Raw genomic sequence first — 14,895 nt, 5'->3', positions numbered from 1 at the left:
TGCTGTGGAAAAGACGTGGACAAACAGTGCATAGTGTGACTCTGTTGTGACACACTGAAATTCGAGCGGGGGCAACTGCCCTCCGCACGTGGAGTAAAGTTGAAATGAGTATCAATATCGGCCCCGCGACCAGCGACCAGCTTCGCCCCCGGATCACCGTCATCGGTGTCGGCGGCGCGGGCGGTAACGCCATCGGCAATATGATCGAGAACGGCATCGAAGGTGTCGATTTCGTCGTCGCCAACACCGATGCTCAGGCGCTGAGCAATTCGGCGGCGGAGGCGCGGGTGCAGCTCGGGCCGGAGATTACCGGCGGGCTAGGCGCAGGCTCGCGTCCCGAGGTCGGCAAGGCCGCAGCCGAGGAAACCGCGCAGGAAATCGAAGATCTGCTCGACGGGGTGAACATGTGCTTCATCGCCGCAGGCATGGGCGGGGGCACCGGCACAGGTGCTGCGCCGGTCATCGCAGAGGCAGCGCGCAACAAGGGCGTGCTGACCGTGGGCGTGGTGACCAAGCCGTTCCTGTTCGAGGGCACGCGCCGGATGCGCGCTGCCGAAGCGGGGATCGAGGAGCTGCAGAAGCATGTCGATACGCTGATCGTCATTCCCAACCAGAACCTGTTCCTGATCGCCAAGGCTGACACGACTTTCAAACAGGCATTCCAGCTGGCCGACGAAGTGCTGCAGCAGGGTGTCCGCTCGATCACCGATCTGATGGTGATGCCGGGCCTGATCAATCTCGACTTTGCCGATGTGAAATCGGTGATGGAGGAAATGGGCAAGGCGATGATGGGCACCGGCGAGGGCGAGGGCGAGAACCGCGCGCTCGAGGCAGCCGAACGGGCGATTGCCAATCCGCTGCTCGACGGCGTGAGTATGGCCGGCGCAAAGGGCGTGATTATCTCGATCATCGGCGGCGACGATATGAAGCTGCTCGAAGTGGATGAGGCCGCGAACCATATCCGCGAGCTGGTCGACGAAGAGGCGAACATCATCTGGGGTTCGGCATTCAACCCCGATCTGGACGGCAAGATCCGCGTTTCGGTGGTGGCCACGGGTATAGAGGGCAGCGAAGGCAGCTCTGCCGGCGCCAATCGCTCCATGTCTTTGGGTTCGGGACAGGCCCCGCGCCGCCCGGTCCTCGACCTGCCGGATGACGAGCCGGAAGATGATGAAGATTTCGAGGAGGCAGGCGACAGCGCGTCCAGCGCTCCGACCGGCATGGCGGCTCTGGGTCTCAGCGCGGCTTCGGCTGGCTCTGACGACGACGAGAGCTATGAAGATTTCGACGACGAGGATGTTGACGGGATTGTCGATCCTCTCGCCGGGCTGCGCGGTGCGCAGGAAGACGATACAGCGGAAGATACCGGCCTGACCGATCCTGCCGACGATGCCGCCTTCGGGGCGAGCGAAGACGACGGGTTCGGCGATAGCGACAAGCCGCTCGATCTCGGCGATGCGGACAATTGGGACAATGTCGGCGACAATGCGGCAGCCGATGACGAACCGCTCGATCTGGGCGGGTCCGAGGCGCCAGCGGAAACCGGCGATTCCGGTGACAGCGGGTCCGGCGGTGACGAGCTCTTGCTCAATGCTGACCGGCTGGCCAGTGAAGACCAACCCGTTCAGGGCGGACGCCGGCGGCAATTGCTCGCAGGCGGTGCGGATGCAGAGGCGAAGGCCGGGGGCGATTCAGACAGCGCGCCCGAAGCGGCTGCTCCGGCTGCTCCGGCGAAGAAAGACGGCGACGGCGGCAGCACACTGTTCGAGCGGATGGCCAATCTGTCCCGCGGCAGTTCAGCCAAAGACGACGATGACGAGGACGACGAGGATGATGGTGGCTCGCTCAGCATCCCGCGCTTCCTCGGGCGTCAGAACAACCAGTAACGCCGCACCGGCGTAACGCTGGGCCAACAGGGCTTCCTTCTCCGCTCCATGGAGATTAGTGCAAGGTTCAGGGCGCGCCCTTCATGGGTGTGACCGCACATATTATGCGATCATCGAACCACACCCTCTTGCTGATCGGTGCTGCCATGCTGGGCGGCCTGATTGCTGTGCCCGGCGCTCCCGCTTCGGCGCAGGGGCGTGCGGTCGTGCAACCTCTCCCGCCCGCCGCGACGAATGAGCTCAATCGGGCGCTGCGCAGGCTCGCGAGCAATCCGCGTGATGTCGATGCGCTTATTCTGGCGGGCAATGCCTCGCTGGAGCTGGACGATGTGGATGCGGCCATTGGCTTTTTCGGCCGGGCCGAGGAACTTTCGCCCAACAATCCGCGCGTCAAATCCGGCACGGCAGCCGCCTATGTCCGCGTGCGCCGCCCGGTAGAGGCCCTGCGTCTCTTTGCCGAAGCGGAACGCGCCGGTGTGCGCCCCACGGCGGTGGCTGGCGACAAGGGGTTAGCGCACGATCTGGTGGGCAACAATCTCGATGCGCAATTTGCCTATCGCCAATCGCTGGCCTTTGAAGACAATAGCGAAATTCGCCGCCGCATGGCGCTGAGCTACGCGATTTCCGGCGATAGCGAGGGGTTTGAATCGACTCTGCTGCCGCTGCTGGAACAGCGCGATTTTGCCGCCTATCGCACCCGCGCATTCGGGCTCGCCATTCTGGGCAAGCCGGACGAAGCGGTTGCGATTGCCGATGCCGTGATGCCCGAAGAGATGGCCGACCGGCTGGAGCCTTATTTGCGCTATATGCGCCGCCTCACCCCCGCGCAGCAGGCCGCGGCGGCCAATCTGGGAATCTTCCCGCGTGCCTCTGCCATTGGCCGCGACGATCCGCGCATCGCCGCCGCCCGCAGCGCAGGGTCTGCGCCGACAATTGCCGGGGTGGATGCGGGGCTCACGCCATCGGGCCAGCCGCTGGGGCAGGCTGCTGGAAGTTCTGCCGGGACAGCGGGTGCGGACGAAGCGGGGTCCTCCTCGTCGGGCGCTTTGACAGCGGCCCAGCGCAGGGCGTTGCTGGCGCAGCGGCGGCAACGGGGCCAATTGCGTCGCGGTCGCCCGGAAGAGCGCCGGGTCCGGGTCGCGCAGACGCAGCCTGCCGAGGCGGCGACACAGCAAGCTGCCCCGACTCCGGCCGCCACTTCGCCGACCCCCACTGCGGCCGATGCGGCGAGAACAGAGCGCGGCGAGCTTCCCGCTCTTGCCCGGGCAGATGTGCCAGCGGTTGTTCCTGAGAGCACGCCCGCGACTGAATTGCCGCCCGCATCGGATACCGCTGTGCAGGTAGCGCAGGCTGAGCAGGCCGCGCCCCCCAGCCAAACCGCCGTGGCAGCCGAACCAGCCCAAGAGCTGGCTCAACAAACTCCCGAACCGGTGACGCAAGTCGCCGTGGCCCCTTCGAGCGTGGTGCCGGAACCGGCTCTGCCAGCGGTCGCGGATGAGGCGGTTGCAACGGCAACCACCATCGCGGGCGCTGCTCCAGCGGCTGCCAATCAGGACGAGCCCGTGACTGTCGCGGCGCTGGACCCCACCAGCCTGCCAACCGGGTCGGTTGCAGCGCCAGCGCCCGGCTTCGATTTGGGCGACATCGCCACTTCGCAAACCAGTCCGGCCATCACGGCGGAAGCGAGCACCGCATCAGCGTTTCCAGCAACCGACCCGGTGGCCAGCGCCGGCAGCGCCCCTTCCGCAGCGCTGACTGAAGCGACGCAGATCGCCTCCGCCGGGACCGCTACTGCTCCTTCTGCCTCCACCGCCCCTGAAACGGCAGCCCCAATTGCGACCGAGGTGGCCTCTGCACCGGAAGCAGCGCCCACGCCGAGCGTCTCGCAGGCTTTTGCCGACCTGATGGCCTTGCCGGACACCAGCGCCGTGACTCCTCCATCAAACGCCGTGGATATCACCGCAATCGATATCCCGCGCGAGGAAGAGGCCGCGCCCGAAGAGGAAGCGCCCGAACCCGCCGCGCCTGCCAATGCGAGCCGTATCTGGGTGCAGATCGCCACCGGGCGCGACCGGTCGGCCTTGCGGTTCGACTGGCGCAGATTTTCGCGTCAGGCGCCCGATGTGCTGGACGACAATGGCCCGTTCGTCGCGTCATGGGGCGACACCAACCGCCTGCTCGCTGGGCCTTTCGAGAATCGCACTGCTGCCAATACTGCTGTCAGCGCGCTGGCCGAGGCCGGTATAGGCGCATTCCGCTTCACCAGCGCGGACGGGCAGGAAATCGAAGAGCTGGGCCGCTAGCAGGCCGGAAGCGGTTAGATTTACGGCGACGCCAAACGTTCGCTGACCCGTTTTCCCCCAATCCTTATCCCCACGGTTTGAACAGGCGAAATCCTTTCTCCCCAGAAGTGGCGGGGGGTCCCGCTTGCGCTGGCGAGCGGGCACGGTGCATCTGACACACATGACCGGACTACCCACCCGATGAGCGCAATGGAACCGATGAACCCGGAGCTGGAAAGCCCTCCGGTCGAGATGCTGGCGGCGCTGTTCGACGCGCGCGGCTGGCTGGCGGAGCAGGTCAGCGAGCAGGAACTGACGGGCGAGATTCAGGGCAGCTGGGCGAAGTATCAGCTGCGCTGCATCTGGCGCGGGGAAGACAATGTTCTGCAGGTGATCTGCCTGCCCGATATCCGCGTGTCCGATGCCAAGCGCGCGCCTGCGCTGGAATTGCTGGCGCGGGTCAACGAGCAGATGTGGCTGGGCCATTTCGATATCTGGTCCACTGGCGGCATGCTGGTCTATCGCCACGGCGCACTGCTGGGCGATGATGGCCTGCTCAGCCTCAGCCAGGCGCAGGCGGTGGTCGAAACGGCGGTCGAAGAATGCGACCGGTTCTATCCCGCCTTCCAGTTTGTCCTGTGGGGCGACAAGGAGCCCGGCGCGGCGCTGGAAGCGGCGATGGTCGATGCCGCCGGAGAGGCTTGAAGCCTGTGACGCCGCAGGGCTAGGTGGCGCAATGACCGGTAAAACCTTCGAGACAATTCTGATTTGCGGCTTCGGCACGATGACCGGGGCAATGGTGGAAGGCTGGCTGCGCGCAGGCATTCCGGCAGAGCGATTCACGGTCTACAACCCGCGTGGCAAGGCTGTGCCCGAAGGCGTGGCGCTGGTGACAGAGTGGCCCACACAGCCGTTCGATGCCGTCTTGCTGGGTGTGAAGCCGCATATGCTCGATGATGTTGCGCCGGGCCTTCAGACCTCGGTCGGCCCCCAGACCGCAATCCTGTCTGTTCTTGCCGGGGTCGAGCTCGCCAGCCTGCGTGCGCGTTTTCCGGGCGCGGACGGTGTGGTTCGCTTCATGCCAAATCTCGCCTGCGCTCTGGGCAAATCGCCCAATGGCCTGATTACCGAAGGTCTGGACGCAGACGGCATGGCCAAGGTCACCGCGCTGGCAGAGGCGCTGGGCAGCGCCGAATGGCTGGAGGAAGAAGCGCAATTCGACCTCGTCACCGCACTGGCGGGATCGGGGCCGGGCTTTACCTATCGCTTCATCGACGCGCTGGCGGCAGCGGCGACGGGGCTGGGCCTGCCGCAGGATCAGGCGGAGCGGCTGGCGCTGCAAATGGTCGAAGGCGCAGGCGCTCTGGCGGCACAGTCTGAGCACACACCGGGCGAACTGGCGCAGCGCGTCGCGAGCCCCGGCGGGATGACGCAGAAAGGGCTGGATGTGCTCGATCAGGATGGCGCGCTGTTGGACCTTTTGACAAAGACTCTGCGCGCAGCGCGTGATCGCGGGCAGGAAATGGCTGAAAACGCACGCAAACAGGGTTAATCGGGGGGCAGGGATTGGCTTCCGATTTCCCTTGAAAATCGCCTGCTTTATCCCGATATTACACCTGATCCGGCGGCTATCTTGCGTGTCCGGAATGCAATCTCTTACGAGGAGTTTGAATCGAAATGGCAAATTGGAACGACCCCCGGCAGTCGCAGACGGGCTTCGGCTCTGTGCCGCGCGCAGGAGGCGACGTTGCATCGCGCACGACCTTCGACGCAGGCCTGCGCAGCTATATGCTGTCGATCTATAACTACATGTGCTCGGGCGTGCTGCTGACGGGCATCGTCGCGCTGATGACCGCGCAGTCCGGTCTGGCCTACACCTTCGCAAGCGGTCCGCTGATGTGGATCGTGGCGCTGTCGCCGCTGGCGATCGTGTTCGCAATGAGCTTCGGCATGCAGAAGTTCAGCAAGACAACGCTTCAGGCGATGTATTGGGGCTTTGCCTTCCTGATGGGCCTGTCGCTGTCCACGATCTTCCTCGTTTACACCGGCGGCTCCATCGCGACGACATTCTTCGCAACCGCCGGCGCATTCGCCGGGCTCAGCCTGTTTGGCTACACCACGAAGAAGGACCTGTCGGCATTCGGCCGGTTCCTGATCATGGGTGTGGTCGGCCTGATCATCGCGATGGTCCTGAACATCTTTATCGGCTCCAGCACGCTGGATCTGGCGATCAGCGCCATCGGTGTCCTGATCTTCGCCGGACTGACGGCCTATGACACGCAGAAGCTCAAGAATATGTACGAGCAGGTGCGCGGCACGCCGATGCAGAGCAAGGTCGTGATCATGGGGGCGCTGAACCTCTATCTCGACTTCATCAACATGTTCCTGTTCCTGCTGCGCTTCATGGGCAGCCGCGAGTAGAGACAACCGCAAACGGTCGCTCTGGCGACTCGCTTTACCGTGCCCGGGGTGCTTCGCTGCACCTCGGGCATTTTCTTTGCCCGATAAGCGGGTTAAGGCGTTCGGCCCTGCGCAAGGTTGCCTCCTGTAACGCTTGCTGTGAATGATAAAGAAAGTCGCACATATGGCTGGCGCTTCACGCTCCCCGATCCGCATTCTTACCGTCGCGGCCTCCGTCGCTGCACTGGCCGCCTGCGCGACGCCGCCGCCCCCTCCGCCGCCACCGCCACCGCCGCCGGAAGTTCAGGCAGTGCCCTATCGCCCGCTTCCGCCCAGCGGCGCGGCCTATGTCATGAACATCCCGCGCAAGGACGCGTTCGGCGTGCGCCAGACGGTGAATGCCAATCTGACTTCCGACGAGACGATCTGGCATGTCCGGTCCGGCTGGAACGTGGCCGCGCTCAATTGCACCGCGCCGCAATACCAGCCGATCCTCGATGGCTATGGCTCCTATATCAGCGGCAATAAGAGCGCGCTGTCGGCTGTGAATTCGCGGCTGGAGCAGGTCTATCGCGACAGGGCCGGCGCACGCCGTGCCGGCATCCAGCTGCGCGAGACGCAGTTTACATCGGTCTATAACTATTTCGCCCTGCCGCCCGCGCGCAGCCAGTTCTGCCGCACCATGCTGCAAATTGCGCAGGAAACGCAGCTGAATCCAGTGACCGATATCGGCATGTTCTCTGCCGGCGCGCTGCCCCGCATGGAGGCGGCGTTCGAGAGCTTCTTCACAGCCTATGAGCAATATGAGCGCGATTCTGCGGCATGGGATGCGGCCTATGGCGCGCAATACGGAGCCTCGCAGCCGGGCTATGTCGCCGTGCAGCGCGCGCGGATGACAATGGTGCCCGATGCCACCAGCGGCATCGATACGCTGGCCGTACCGCCGTCTTCGGCAGGCGCTGTTCCCGATCCGGATAGCGGAGCGAGCATTCCGGTCATCCAGGTCGATGAAGGCTTCTCCTCCACCCCCGTGGTGGAGCCGGTCCCCGACGAAGGCGGCTAGAGATCGACGTCCCAAGCAGGGTGGGTGAAATCATCCGCGCTTTCAGGTAATACCGGCACGAGGTCGAAAGGCCTCGCAAGCACGACTGTGCGCCATTAGGCGCATAGCGATAAAGGATAGCCCGATGCGCGGACGCGCACGCCGGCGTTTGAGGCCCAATTAAATGCATTTTCTCGACCAAGCCAAAATCCACCTGAAGTCCGGCGCGGGTGGCCCTGGCGGGGTCAGCTTCCGGCGCGAGAAATATGTCGAGTTCGGCGGCCCTGATGGCGGCAATGGCGGCAAGGGCGGTGACATCGTGTTCGAGGCTGTGCAGGGCCTCAATACGCTGATCGACTTCCGCTATGCGCAGCATTTTAAGGCGGCGCGCGGCGGGCACGGCATGGGCCGTGACCGGTTCGGCAAAGGGGCCGACGATCTGGTCATCAAAGTGCCCGTGGGCACCCAGATCCTGTCCGAAGACCGCGAGGAAGTGCTCGCCGATTTTACCGAAGTCGGCCAGCGGATTGTGTTTCTTGAAGGGGGCATGGGTGGACGCGGCAATGCGAGTTACAAGAGCAGCACAAACCGTGCCCCGCGTCAGCATCAGCCGGGCGAACCGTCACAGGAAATGTCGGTCTGGCTGCGACTGAAACTGCTCGCCGATGTGGGCCTGCTGGGCCTGCCCAATGCGGGCAAATCGACCTTCATCAATGCCGTGTCCAACGCGAAGGCGAAGGTCGGCCATTATGCCTTCACCACGCTGGTTCCGAAGCTGGGCGTGGTCCATCACAAGGGCCGCGAATTCGTGCTGGCCGATATTCCCGGCCTGATCGAGGGCGCAGCCGACGGGGCGGGTATTGGCGACCGCTTTCTGGGCCATATCGAGCGGTGCCGTGTGCTGATCCACCTGATCGATATTGCCGGAGAAGACCCGGCGCAGGCGATGAAGACGGTGGAAGAGGAGCTGGGCGCATACGGAGAAGGGCTAGCGGACAAGCCGCGCATCGTGGCTCTCAACAAGGTCGATCTGGCCGATGCCGAATTGGCGCAGGGCTTTGCCGAAGAGCTTCTGGACGCGGGCGCGGACGAGGTTTTCGCGCTGTCGGGCGCGACCGGGCAGGGGATTGAGAAATTGCTCGACGCGGTGCTGGGCTATTTGCCCGACCGGACATCGACCGAAACCAACGCCGCGCCGGTGGATGACGAAGCATGCGCGGCCGACTGGTCGCCGATCTAGGGGCGCCGCGGTTCACCTCGCATGGCGACAATCACCAAACTTTCCGATCTGGGCGATGCCCGCAGCTGTCCGCTGCTGGTGGTCAAGCTCGGCTCTGCCCTGCTGGTGGGCAGCGACGGCGCGCTGAGGCGTGAGTGGCTGGCCGGGCTGGTCGGGGAATTGGCCGCGTTGCAGCGGGCGGGGCAGAAAATTGTCATTGTCAGCTCGGGAGCCATCGCGCTGGGGGCCGCGCGCCTTGGTCTGCCGGGCGGGGGCCGGGCGAGCCTGCCCGATGCGCAGGCCGCCGCCTCGGTCGGGCAGGTGGAATTGGCGGGGCTCTATGCCGAGGTTCTCGCCGCCGAGGGACTTGTCGCGGCGCAAATCTTGCTGACGCTGGAAGATATGGAAGACCGGCGGCGCTATCTCAATGCCTCGGCCACGCTCGACCGGCTGCTGGAGCTGGGCGTGGTGCCGGTGGTGAACGAAAACGATAGCGTGGCGACCGAGGAAATCCGTTTCGGCGACAATGACCGGCTGGCCGCGCGCGTGGCGCAGGCGGCCCGGGCGGATGCGGTTCTGCTGCTGTCCGATGTCGATGGATTGTATGACCGCCCGCCCCATCACGAAGGCGCGGCGCTGGTACCCCATGTCGATGCCATCGGAGACACCGTGCGTGCTGCTGCGGGGCCTGCGCAGGATGGTCCGGGCACGGGCGGTATGGCCTCGAAGCTGGCGGCGGCAGAGATCGCGACGCGCGCCGGGATAGTCCTTGCGATTGCCAATGGCACGCATGATCGCCCGATCGCGCGCGCATTCGATCAGGACATCGGCACGGTCTTCGCTGCGCAAAGCGGGCCGGGTGCGCGCAAGAACTGGCTTGGCGGCCGCCTGAGTAAGGCTGGGACCGTGCAGGTCGATGCGGGATGCTGCGATGCTCTGGCCAGCGGGGCCAGTGTGCTCGCCGCAGGCATCACCGGCGTCGAGGGCGATTTCGCGCGCGGCGACTTTATCGGCATTGTCGATCCCTATGGCCGCGAAATCGCGCTGGGGCTGGCCGAATATGATGCAGCGACGTGCCGCGCTTTGATGGGCAAACGCAACGATGTGCAGGCAGAGATTCTCGGCTATGCGCCGCGCAGTGCAGTGATCCACCGCGACCATTTGGTGATGGTATGAAACAGACTCAATCGATGGCGATTACTGGGGGCACGGGCTTTGTCGGGCAGGCTCTGGTCGATCTGGTGGGCAGGCGCGATTTTGCCCTGCGTTCTCTGGCCCGGAAAGTTCCGGCGAAGCAGCGCGGAGTGGAGTGGATCAAGGGCGATCTGGGCAATCGCGCTTCGCTCGACCGGTTGATGGGCGATGCCGAATATGTCGTCCACATCGCCGGGCAGGTGCGCGCGCGCGATCCGGCGGAGTTCGAAATGTCCAACGTCACCGGCACGCTGAATGCGGTAGAAGCTGCAGTCGATGCGGGTGTGCGACGGTTCGTTTTCGTCTCGTCGCTGGCCGCGCGTGAACCGCATCTGTCGGCCTATGGTGCATCCAAGCTGAGGGCCGAGCGGATTGTTATGGCCAGCGGTCTCGATTGGACCATTGTCCGCCCGCCTGCGATTTACGGCCCCCGCGACAAGGAAATGCTCGACCTGTTCGAAATGGCGACCATGCGCGTTCTGCCGATGCCCAAGGATGGCGCGGCTTCGTTGATCCATGTCGGCGATCTGGCGCGGCTGCTGCTGGTCTTGGGGGAGACGGGCGAGGACATCACTTCCAAGATATTCGAGCCCGATGACGGCAAACCGGGCGGATGGGAGCACCGCGAGCTGGCGCAGGCGATCGGCGCGTCGGTCGGTACGAAGCCGTGGGTCCCGCGTCTGTCCGAGCGCACGATGATGTTCGCTGCGCGCATGGACCGCCTGCTGCGGCGCGACGGGGCCAAGCTGACCCCTGACCGCGTTGGCTATATGGCGCATCCCGATTGGGTTTCGAGCGCCGAGGCCAAGCCGCCATCCGCCCTCTGGGTGCCTAAAATTCCAACCCGCGACGGGCTGAAAGCAACCGCGCGCTGGTACCGCGAGCGCAAGTGGATTTGATCTGGCGGCGCTAAAACGCGGGATCGTAACCGGGCGGTAGATCGGTGTCTTCCGGTTCCTGACCCGGCAGGTGGATGCCGCATTCGGTTTTGTCCCAGCCCTTCCAACGGCCCGAGCGTGGGTCTTCCCCGGCAGCGACTTTGTGGGTGCAGGGGGAGCAGCCGATCGAGGGATAGCCGCGTTCCACCAGCGGGTGGCGGGGAAGGTCGTGCGCCTCGAAATAGGCGTCGATATCGTCCTGCGACCAGTCGATCAGCGGATTGATCTTCAGGCGGCCAGCGGTGTCGCTGGTGTCCAGCTCGAACCGGGGCAGGGCCGCGCGTGCGCTGTTCTGAAAGGCTTTGCGTCCCGTAAAGCTGGCGTCGTAATCTGCCAGCGCTTTCGCCAGCGGCTGGACCTTGCGCAGATCGCAGCAGCCATCGGGATCGTAGGACCAGCGCAGACCGTTCTCGTCCTTTGTCGCCAGCGTATCGGCATCGGGGGTCAGGTTGATCAGATTTGTCAGACCGAGGGTTTCGGCCACTGTGTCACGGTAAGCCAGCGTCTCGGGGAAATGCTTGCCGGTTTCCAGAAACAGCACCGGCAGGCCGGGATCGACCTGTGCGATCAAGTGCAGCAAAACAATGCTTTCCGCGCCGAAGCTGGAAACGGTTGCAATATCGCCAGCCAGCCCGCCTTCGATCACGCTATGCAGCATGGTGTGCGTGTCGGCATCGGCGAATTGCGCGTTCAACCGGTCCACATCGGCCTGTGTGAAGTGGGGCGCGGTGTCGAGCCGATCTATGGCGCGCAGCTCATTCATGGCGCAATTGGGCGATGGTGCGAAGCGTGTCGGCACCTGCCTGATAGTGCTGCGGCCAGCGCTCGAACGCGGCTTTTGCATCGGCCTCGTCCAGCGGTGTGTCAGGCGCGAAACTGTCAAAGCCGCAGCGGCGCATATTGCTCAGCTGGTCGATAAGCACGTCGCCTACTGCGCGCAGCTCACCAGTATAACCAGCCTCACGCAGGGTCCGGGCGGCCGAGTATCCGCGCCCGTCGCCGTATACGGGGAAGTTCACCTCGACCAATGCGATCCGGTCCAAATGCGGGATCAGCGCCTGCGCATCATCGCCCGGTTCAATGCGTACAGCGGAGGAATTGGACTGCTCCAGAAACGCATCGACCGTTACCTGCGCGTGATCCACCGGCTCGTCATCGCGGAAGCGGAACTGCACGTCGTCGGGGCTGGTGCCCAATGAACTGGTTTGCGGATCAACCATAAAGCGCCTCCTTGAACGGAGCCATGCCAATGCGGCGATAGGTATCGAGGAAACGCTCCCCCTCCTTCCTCTCGCGCAAGTACACATCGGCAGTAGTTTCAACCGCATCGACAATGCCTGCCTCGTCGAAACCGGGGCCGGTGATTTTGGCGAGCGAAGTGTCCTCCGCCTCGCTGCCGCCCAGCAGCAACTGGTAATTCTCGACGCCTTTCTTATCGACACCGAGGATGCCGATGTGCCCCGCATGGTGGTGCCCGCAGGCATTGATGCAGCCGCTGATTTTCAGCTTCAGCTCACCCAGCGTATCGCCCTTGCCATTGGCCGCGAAACGCTCCGAAATCTGCTGCGAAATCGGGATCGAGCGGGCATTGGCGAGGCTGCAATAGTCGAGACCGGGGCAGGCGATGATATCGCCCACCTGATCGAGATTTGGCTCGCCCAGACCGGCATCGTTCAGCGCGGTCCACAGGGCATACAGATCGGCGATTTTGACATGCGGCAGGACGATGTTCTGCGTGTGCATCACCCGGCATTCGTCGAAGCTGTATTGGCTCGCGAGATCAGCCATCAGATGCATCTGCGCCGAGGTCGCATCGCCTGGAATACCGCCGACGGGCTTTAGACTGATTACTGCACTGACGTAGCTGTCATGCTTGTGGCGCACCGTGTTGCGCTCCACCCAGAGGGCGAAGTCGGGGTCGGACTTGTCGACGGTCTTGGGGCCGTCCTCGAAGGCCGGGTCCTCGAAGAAGGTGCGGATGCGCTCCAGCTCGGCCAGCGGCGGTTCCACGCCCTGGTTCAGCAGATGGGCGAATTCCTCTTCAACCTGACGGGTATATTCTTCCGCGCCCATTTCGTGGACGAGGATCTTGATCCGCGCCTTGTACTTGTTGTCGCGCCGGCCGTGGCGGTTGTAGACCCGCAGGCAGGCCTCCGAATACGTCACCAGCTGATCGAGCGGCACGAAATCGCGGATGCGCGGGGCGATCATCGGGGTTCTGCCCATGCCGCCGCCGACGTAAAACGCCGCGCCCAGTTCGCCGTTTTGCTCGACAATCTGGATGCCGATATCATGCAGGCGCATGGCCGCGCGGTCGGTGTCCGATGCGATCACCGCAATCTTGAACTTGCGCGGCAGATACATGAATTCGGGATGGAAGCTCGACCATTGTCTCAGGAGCTCGGCGTAAGGCCTTGGATCGACGAGTTCGTCCGCCGCCGCGCCTGCAAAATGATCGCTGCTGATGTTGCGGATGCAATTGCCGCTGGTCTGGATGGCGTGCATCTCGACTTTGGCGAGATCGGCCATCAGGTCGGGCGCTTCTTCCAATTTGATCCAGTTGTACTGGATGTTCTGGCGGGTGGTGAAGTGGCCGTAACCGCGATCATACTTGTCGGCGATGTCGGCCAGAATATGCATCTGCGCGCCGGACAGCGTGCCATAGGGAATGGCGACCCGCAGCATGTAGGCGTGAAGTTGCAGATACAGCCCATTCATCAGCCGCAGCGGCTTGAACTGGTCCTCGGTCAGTTTGCCGGCGAGCCGGCGCTCTACCTGATCGCGAAACTCGTCCACGCGGGCGTCGACCATCTGCTGGTCGTAGGCATCATACTTGTACATCTAAATCACCCAGTCGATGGCTTGAGGGTCGGCAGGTTTGAGCGTGAGGTCGGGACGCACCGTGGGGCCGAGCGCGCGCACGCGGTCCTTGATATGAGCGGGGCGGGGGACGCCGTCTGCCAGTTCCGCCGCAATGGCGTAGGGCACATTCACCCGGCGCGCGGCCTCTTCACGGGCGAGAATGGTTTCGGCGTCGTCGCCTGCATCCACCGCGTCTTCGACATGGCGCGACCAGTTCTGGCCATCCCACCACACGACATCGCCGGTTTTCAGATCGTTTCCGGTAAGGATTTTCACAACGATTTCTCCAAGGCGAGCTGGGCAATTGCAGCGTCTTCTCGCGCCGTCACATCGCCGATCACGATCAGCGCCGGGCTGACGACATTCTCGCGCGTCACAAGATCGGGCAGCCCCGCCAGCATTCCGCGCAGCACCCGCATCTGGGGCCGTGCGCCATTCTCGACCACCGCCATGGGTGTCTCCGGCGCAAGGCCGTCTTCCATCAGTTTTTCAGCGATCTGCGGGGCGGTCTTCACACCCATATAGATCACCAGCGTGCGGCCCGGCCCGGCGAGGCCCGCCCAGTCCTGATTCTTCAGGCCTTTGCACTGGCCCGCCACAAAGGTGACGATGCTGGCCGCGTCGCGGTGGGTCAGCGCAATCTGCGCTGCCGCCGCCGCGCCATTGGCGGCGCTGATACCGGGGACGATTTCGACAGGAACACCATGCGCCTGTGCCGCTTCGGCCTCTTCGCCGCCGCGCCCGAAAACCAGCGGATCGCCACCTTTCAGCCGCACGACATCGCGCCCGGCCTGCGCCTCGCGCACCAGCAGAGCGTTGATATCCTCCTGCGGCAGAGTGTGTTTGCTGCGCTGCTTGGCGACCGACACCAGCGTGGCATCGGGGCGGGCGAGCGCGAGAACGGCCGGATCGACCAGACCGTCATGCACGATCAGTTCTGCGCGCTCGATCAGACGCGCGGCGCGCAATGTCAGCAGGTCGGGATCACCCGGGCCTGCTCCGACGAGATAGATAGTTCCGGTTTCTGCCATGAGGGGGCAGATGCGCCGCGCAGGTGCGCTTCGCCAGTGAG

General features: G+C 64.1%; 14 protein-coding genes. 9 read left to right on the top strand and 5 right to left on the bottom strand.

What is annotated here, in order from left to right:
* Positions 1-104 precede the first annotated feature (104 nt).
* From ftsZ to ACFCW2_RS01805, 9 genes are all read left to right on the top strand, one after another.
* Positions 105-1,886: a cell division protein FtsZ gene (gene ftsZ / locus ACFCW2_RS01845; RefSeq protein ID WP_379547769.1), complete on the top strand. Its 1,782-nt coding sequence runs from the start codon at positions 105-107 to the stop codon at positions 1,884-1,886.
* An 83-nt stretch (positions 1,887-1,969) separates the two neighbouring features.
* Positions 1,970-4,189, top strand: coding sequence for an SPOR domain-containing protein (locus ACFCW2_RS01840; protein ID WP_379547768.1), 2,220 nt, complete (start codon positions 1,970-1,972; stop codon positions 4,187-4,189).
* A gap of 180 nt (positions 4,190-4,369) precedes the next feature.
* Positions 4,370-4,873, top strand: a complete 504-nt coding sequence (locus ACFCW2_RS01835) for a YbjN domain-containing protein (protein ID WP_379547766.1) — start codon at positions 4,370-4,372, stop codon at positions 4,871-4,873.
* Between the two features lie 31 nt (positions 4,874-4,904).
* A complete protein-coding gene (locus ACFCW2_RS01830) occupies positions 4,905-5,720 on the top strand; it encodes a pyrroline-5-carboxylate reductase family protein (RefSeq protein ID WP_379547765.1) in 816 nt (271 codons plus the stop codon).
* A gap of 125 nt (positions 5,721-5,845) precedes the next feature.
* Positions 5,846-6,589 carry a Bax inhibitor-1/YccA family protein gene (locus tag ACFCW2_RS01825; RefSeq protein WP_379547764.1) on the top strand — a complete coding sequence of 248 codons (744 nt, stop codon included), beginning with the start codon at positions 5,846-5,848 and terminating at the stop codon, positions 6,587-6,589.
* Positions 6,590-6,752: 163 nt separating this feature from the next.
* Positions 6,753-7,631, top strand: a complete 879-nt coding sequence (locus ACFCW2_RS01820) for a hypothetical protein (RefSeq protein ID WP_379547763.1) — start codon at positions 6,753-6,755, stop codon at positions 7,629-7,631.
* 163 nt (positions 7,632-7,794) lie between these two features.
* Positions 7,795-8,850, top strand: a complete 1,056-nt coding sequence (obgE, locus tag ACFCW2_RS01815) for a GTPase ObgE (RefSeq protein WP_379547761.1) — start codon at positions 7,795-7,797, stop codon at positions 8,848-8,850.
* Between the two features lie 21 nt (positions 8,851-8,871).
* Positions 8,872-10,005 (top strand): glutamate 5-kinase, encoded by a 1,134-nt coding sequence (gene proB / locus ACFCW2_RS01810; protein WP_379547760.1) that lies wholly within the window; start codon positions 8,872-8,874, stop codon positions 10,003-10,005.
* Positions 10,002-10,922: an NAD-dependent epimerase/dehydratase family protein gene (locus tag ACFCW2_RS01805; RefSeq protein WP_379547759.1), complete on the top strand. Its 921-nt coding sequence runs from the start codon at positions 10,002-10,004 to the stop codon at positions 10,920-10,922. Before proB ends, ACFCW2_RS01805 begins: the two co-directional genes overlap by 4 nt.
* Before the next feature lie 10 nt (positions 10,923-10,932).
* Here the strand turns inward: ACFCW2_RS01805 and ACFCW2_RS01800 are convergent, their stop codons facing one another.
* The 5 genes from ACFCW2_RS01800 to cobA are packed head-to-tail and all read right to left on the bottom strand — an operon-like array spanning position 10,933 to position 14,854.
* Entirely contained in the window at positions 10,933-11,724 is a 792-nt protein-coding gene (locus ACFCW2_RS01800; RefSeq protein ID WP_379547758.1) for a phosphoadenylyl-sulfate reductase, read from the bottom strand.
* On the bottom strand, positions 11,717-12,181 hold the full coding sequence (locus tag ACFCW2_RS01795) for a DUF934 domain-containing protein (protein ID WP_379547757.1): 465 nt from the start codon (positions 12,179-12,181) through the stop codon (positions 11,717-11,719). Before ACFCW2_RS01795 ends, ACFCW2_RS01800 begins: the two co-directional genes overlap by 8 nt.
* Entirely contained in the window at positions 12,174-13,802 is a 1,629-nt protein-coding gene (locus tag ACFCW2_RS01790) for a nitrite/sulfite reductase (protein WP_379547756.1), read from the bottom strand. The genes ACFCW2_RS01795 and ACFCW2_RS01790 overlap by 8 nt, the downstream gene beginning before the upstream one ends.
* Positions 13,803-14,099: a DUF2849 domain-containing protein gene (locus ACFCW2_RS01785; RefSeq protein ID WP_379547755.1), complete on the bottom strand. Its 297-nt coding sequence runs from the start codon at positions 14,097-14,099 to the stop codon at positions 13,803-13,805.
* Entirely contained in the window at positions 14,096-14,854 is a 759-nt protein-coding gene (gene cobA, locus ACFCW2_RS01780; RefSeq protein ID WP_379547754.1) for a uroporphyrinogen-III C-methyltransferase, read from the bottom strand. The genes ACFCW2_RS01785 and cobA overlap by 4 nt, the downstream gene beginning before the upstream one ends.
* Between the last annotated feature and the right edge of the window lie 41 nt (positions 14,855-14,895).

Source organism: Qipengyuania algicola (genome assembly GCF_042492175.1).
GTDB lineage: Bacteria > Pseudomonadota > Alphaproteobacteria > Sphingomonadales > Sphingomonadaceae > CAJXSN01.
Note: the sequence above shows the minus strand (reverse complement) of the source record. Positions and strands in the feature narration are given on the sequence as shown.

Coding starts and splice junctions, on each gene's coding strand:
- ACFCW2_RS01800 (WP_379547758.1), bottom strand. CDS start 11,724: ATGAATGAGCTGCGCGCCATAGATCGGCTCGACACCGCGCCCCACTTC.
- ftsZ (WP_379547769.1), top strand. CDS start 105: ATGAGTATCAATATCGGCCCCGCGACCAGCGACCAGCTTCGCCCCCGG.
- ACFCW2_RS01825 (WP_379547764.1), top strand. CDS start 5,846: ATGGCAAATTGGAACGACCCCCGGCAGTCGCAGACGGGCTTCGGCTCT.
- ACFCW2_RS01805 (WP_379547759.1), top strand. CDS start 10,002: ATGAAACAGACTCAATCGATGGCGATTACTGGGGGCACGGGCTTTGTC.
- proB (WP_379547760.1), top strand. CDS start 8,872: ATGGCGACAATCACCAAACTTTCCGATCTGGGCGATGCCCGCAGCTGT.
- ACFCW2_RS01795 (WP_379547757.1), bottom strand. CDS start 12,181: ATGGTTGATCCGCAAACCAGTTCATTGGGCACCAGCCCCGACGACGTG.
- ACFCW2_RS01820 (WP_379547763.1), top strand. CDS start 6,753: ATGGCTGGCGCTTCACGCTCCCCGATCCGCATTCTTACCGTCGCGGCC.
- ACFCW2_RS01830 (WP_379547765.1), top strand. CDS start 4,905: ATGACCGGTAAAACCTTCGAGACAATTCTGATTTGCGGCTTCGGCACG.
- cobA (WP_379547754.1), bottom strand. CDS start 14,854: ATGGCAGAAACCGGAACTATCTATCTCGTCGGAGCAGGCCCGGGTGAT.
- ACFCW2_RS01790 (WP_379547756.1), bottom strand. CDS start 13,802: ATGTACAAGTATGATGCCTACGACCAGCAGATGGTCGACGCCCGCGTG.
- ACFCW2_RS01835 (WP_379547766.1), top strand. CDS start 4,370: ATGAGCGCAATGGAACCGATGAACCCGGAGCTGGAAAGCCCTCCGGTC.
- obgE (WP_379547761.1), top strand. CDS start 7,795: ATGCATTTTCTCGACCAAGCCAAAATCCACCTGAAGTCCGGCGCGGGT.
- ACFCW2_RS01840 (WP_379547768.1), top strand. CDS start 1,970: ATGGGTGTGACCGCACATATTATGCGATCATCGAACCACACCCTCTTG.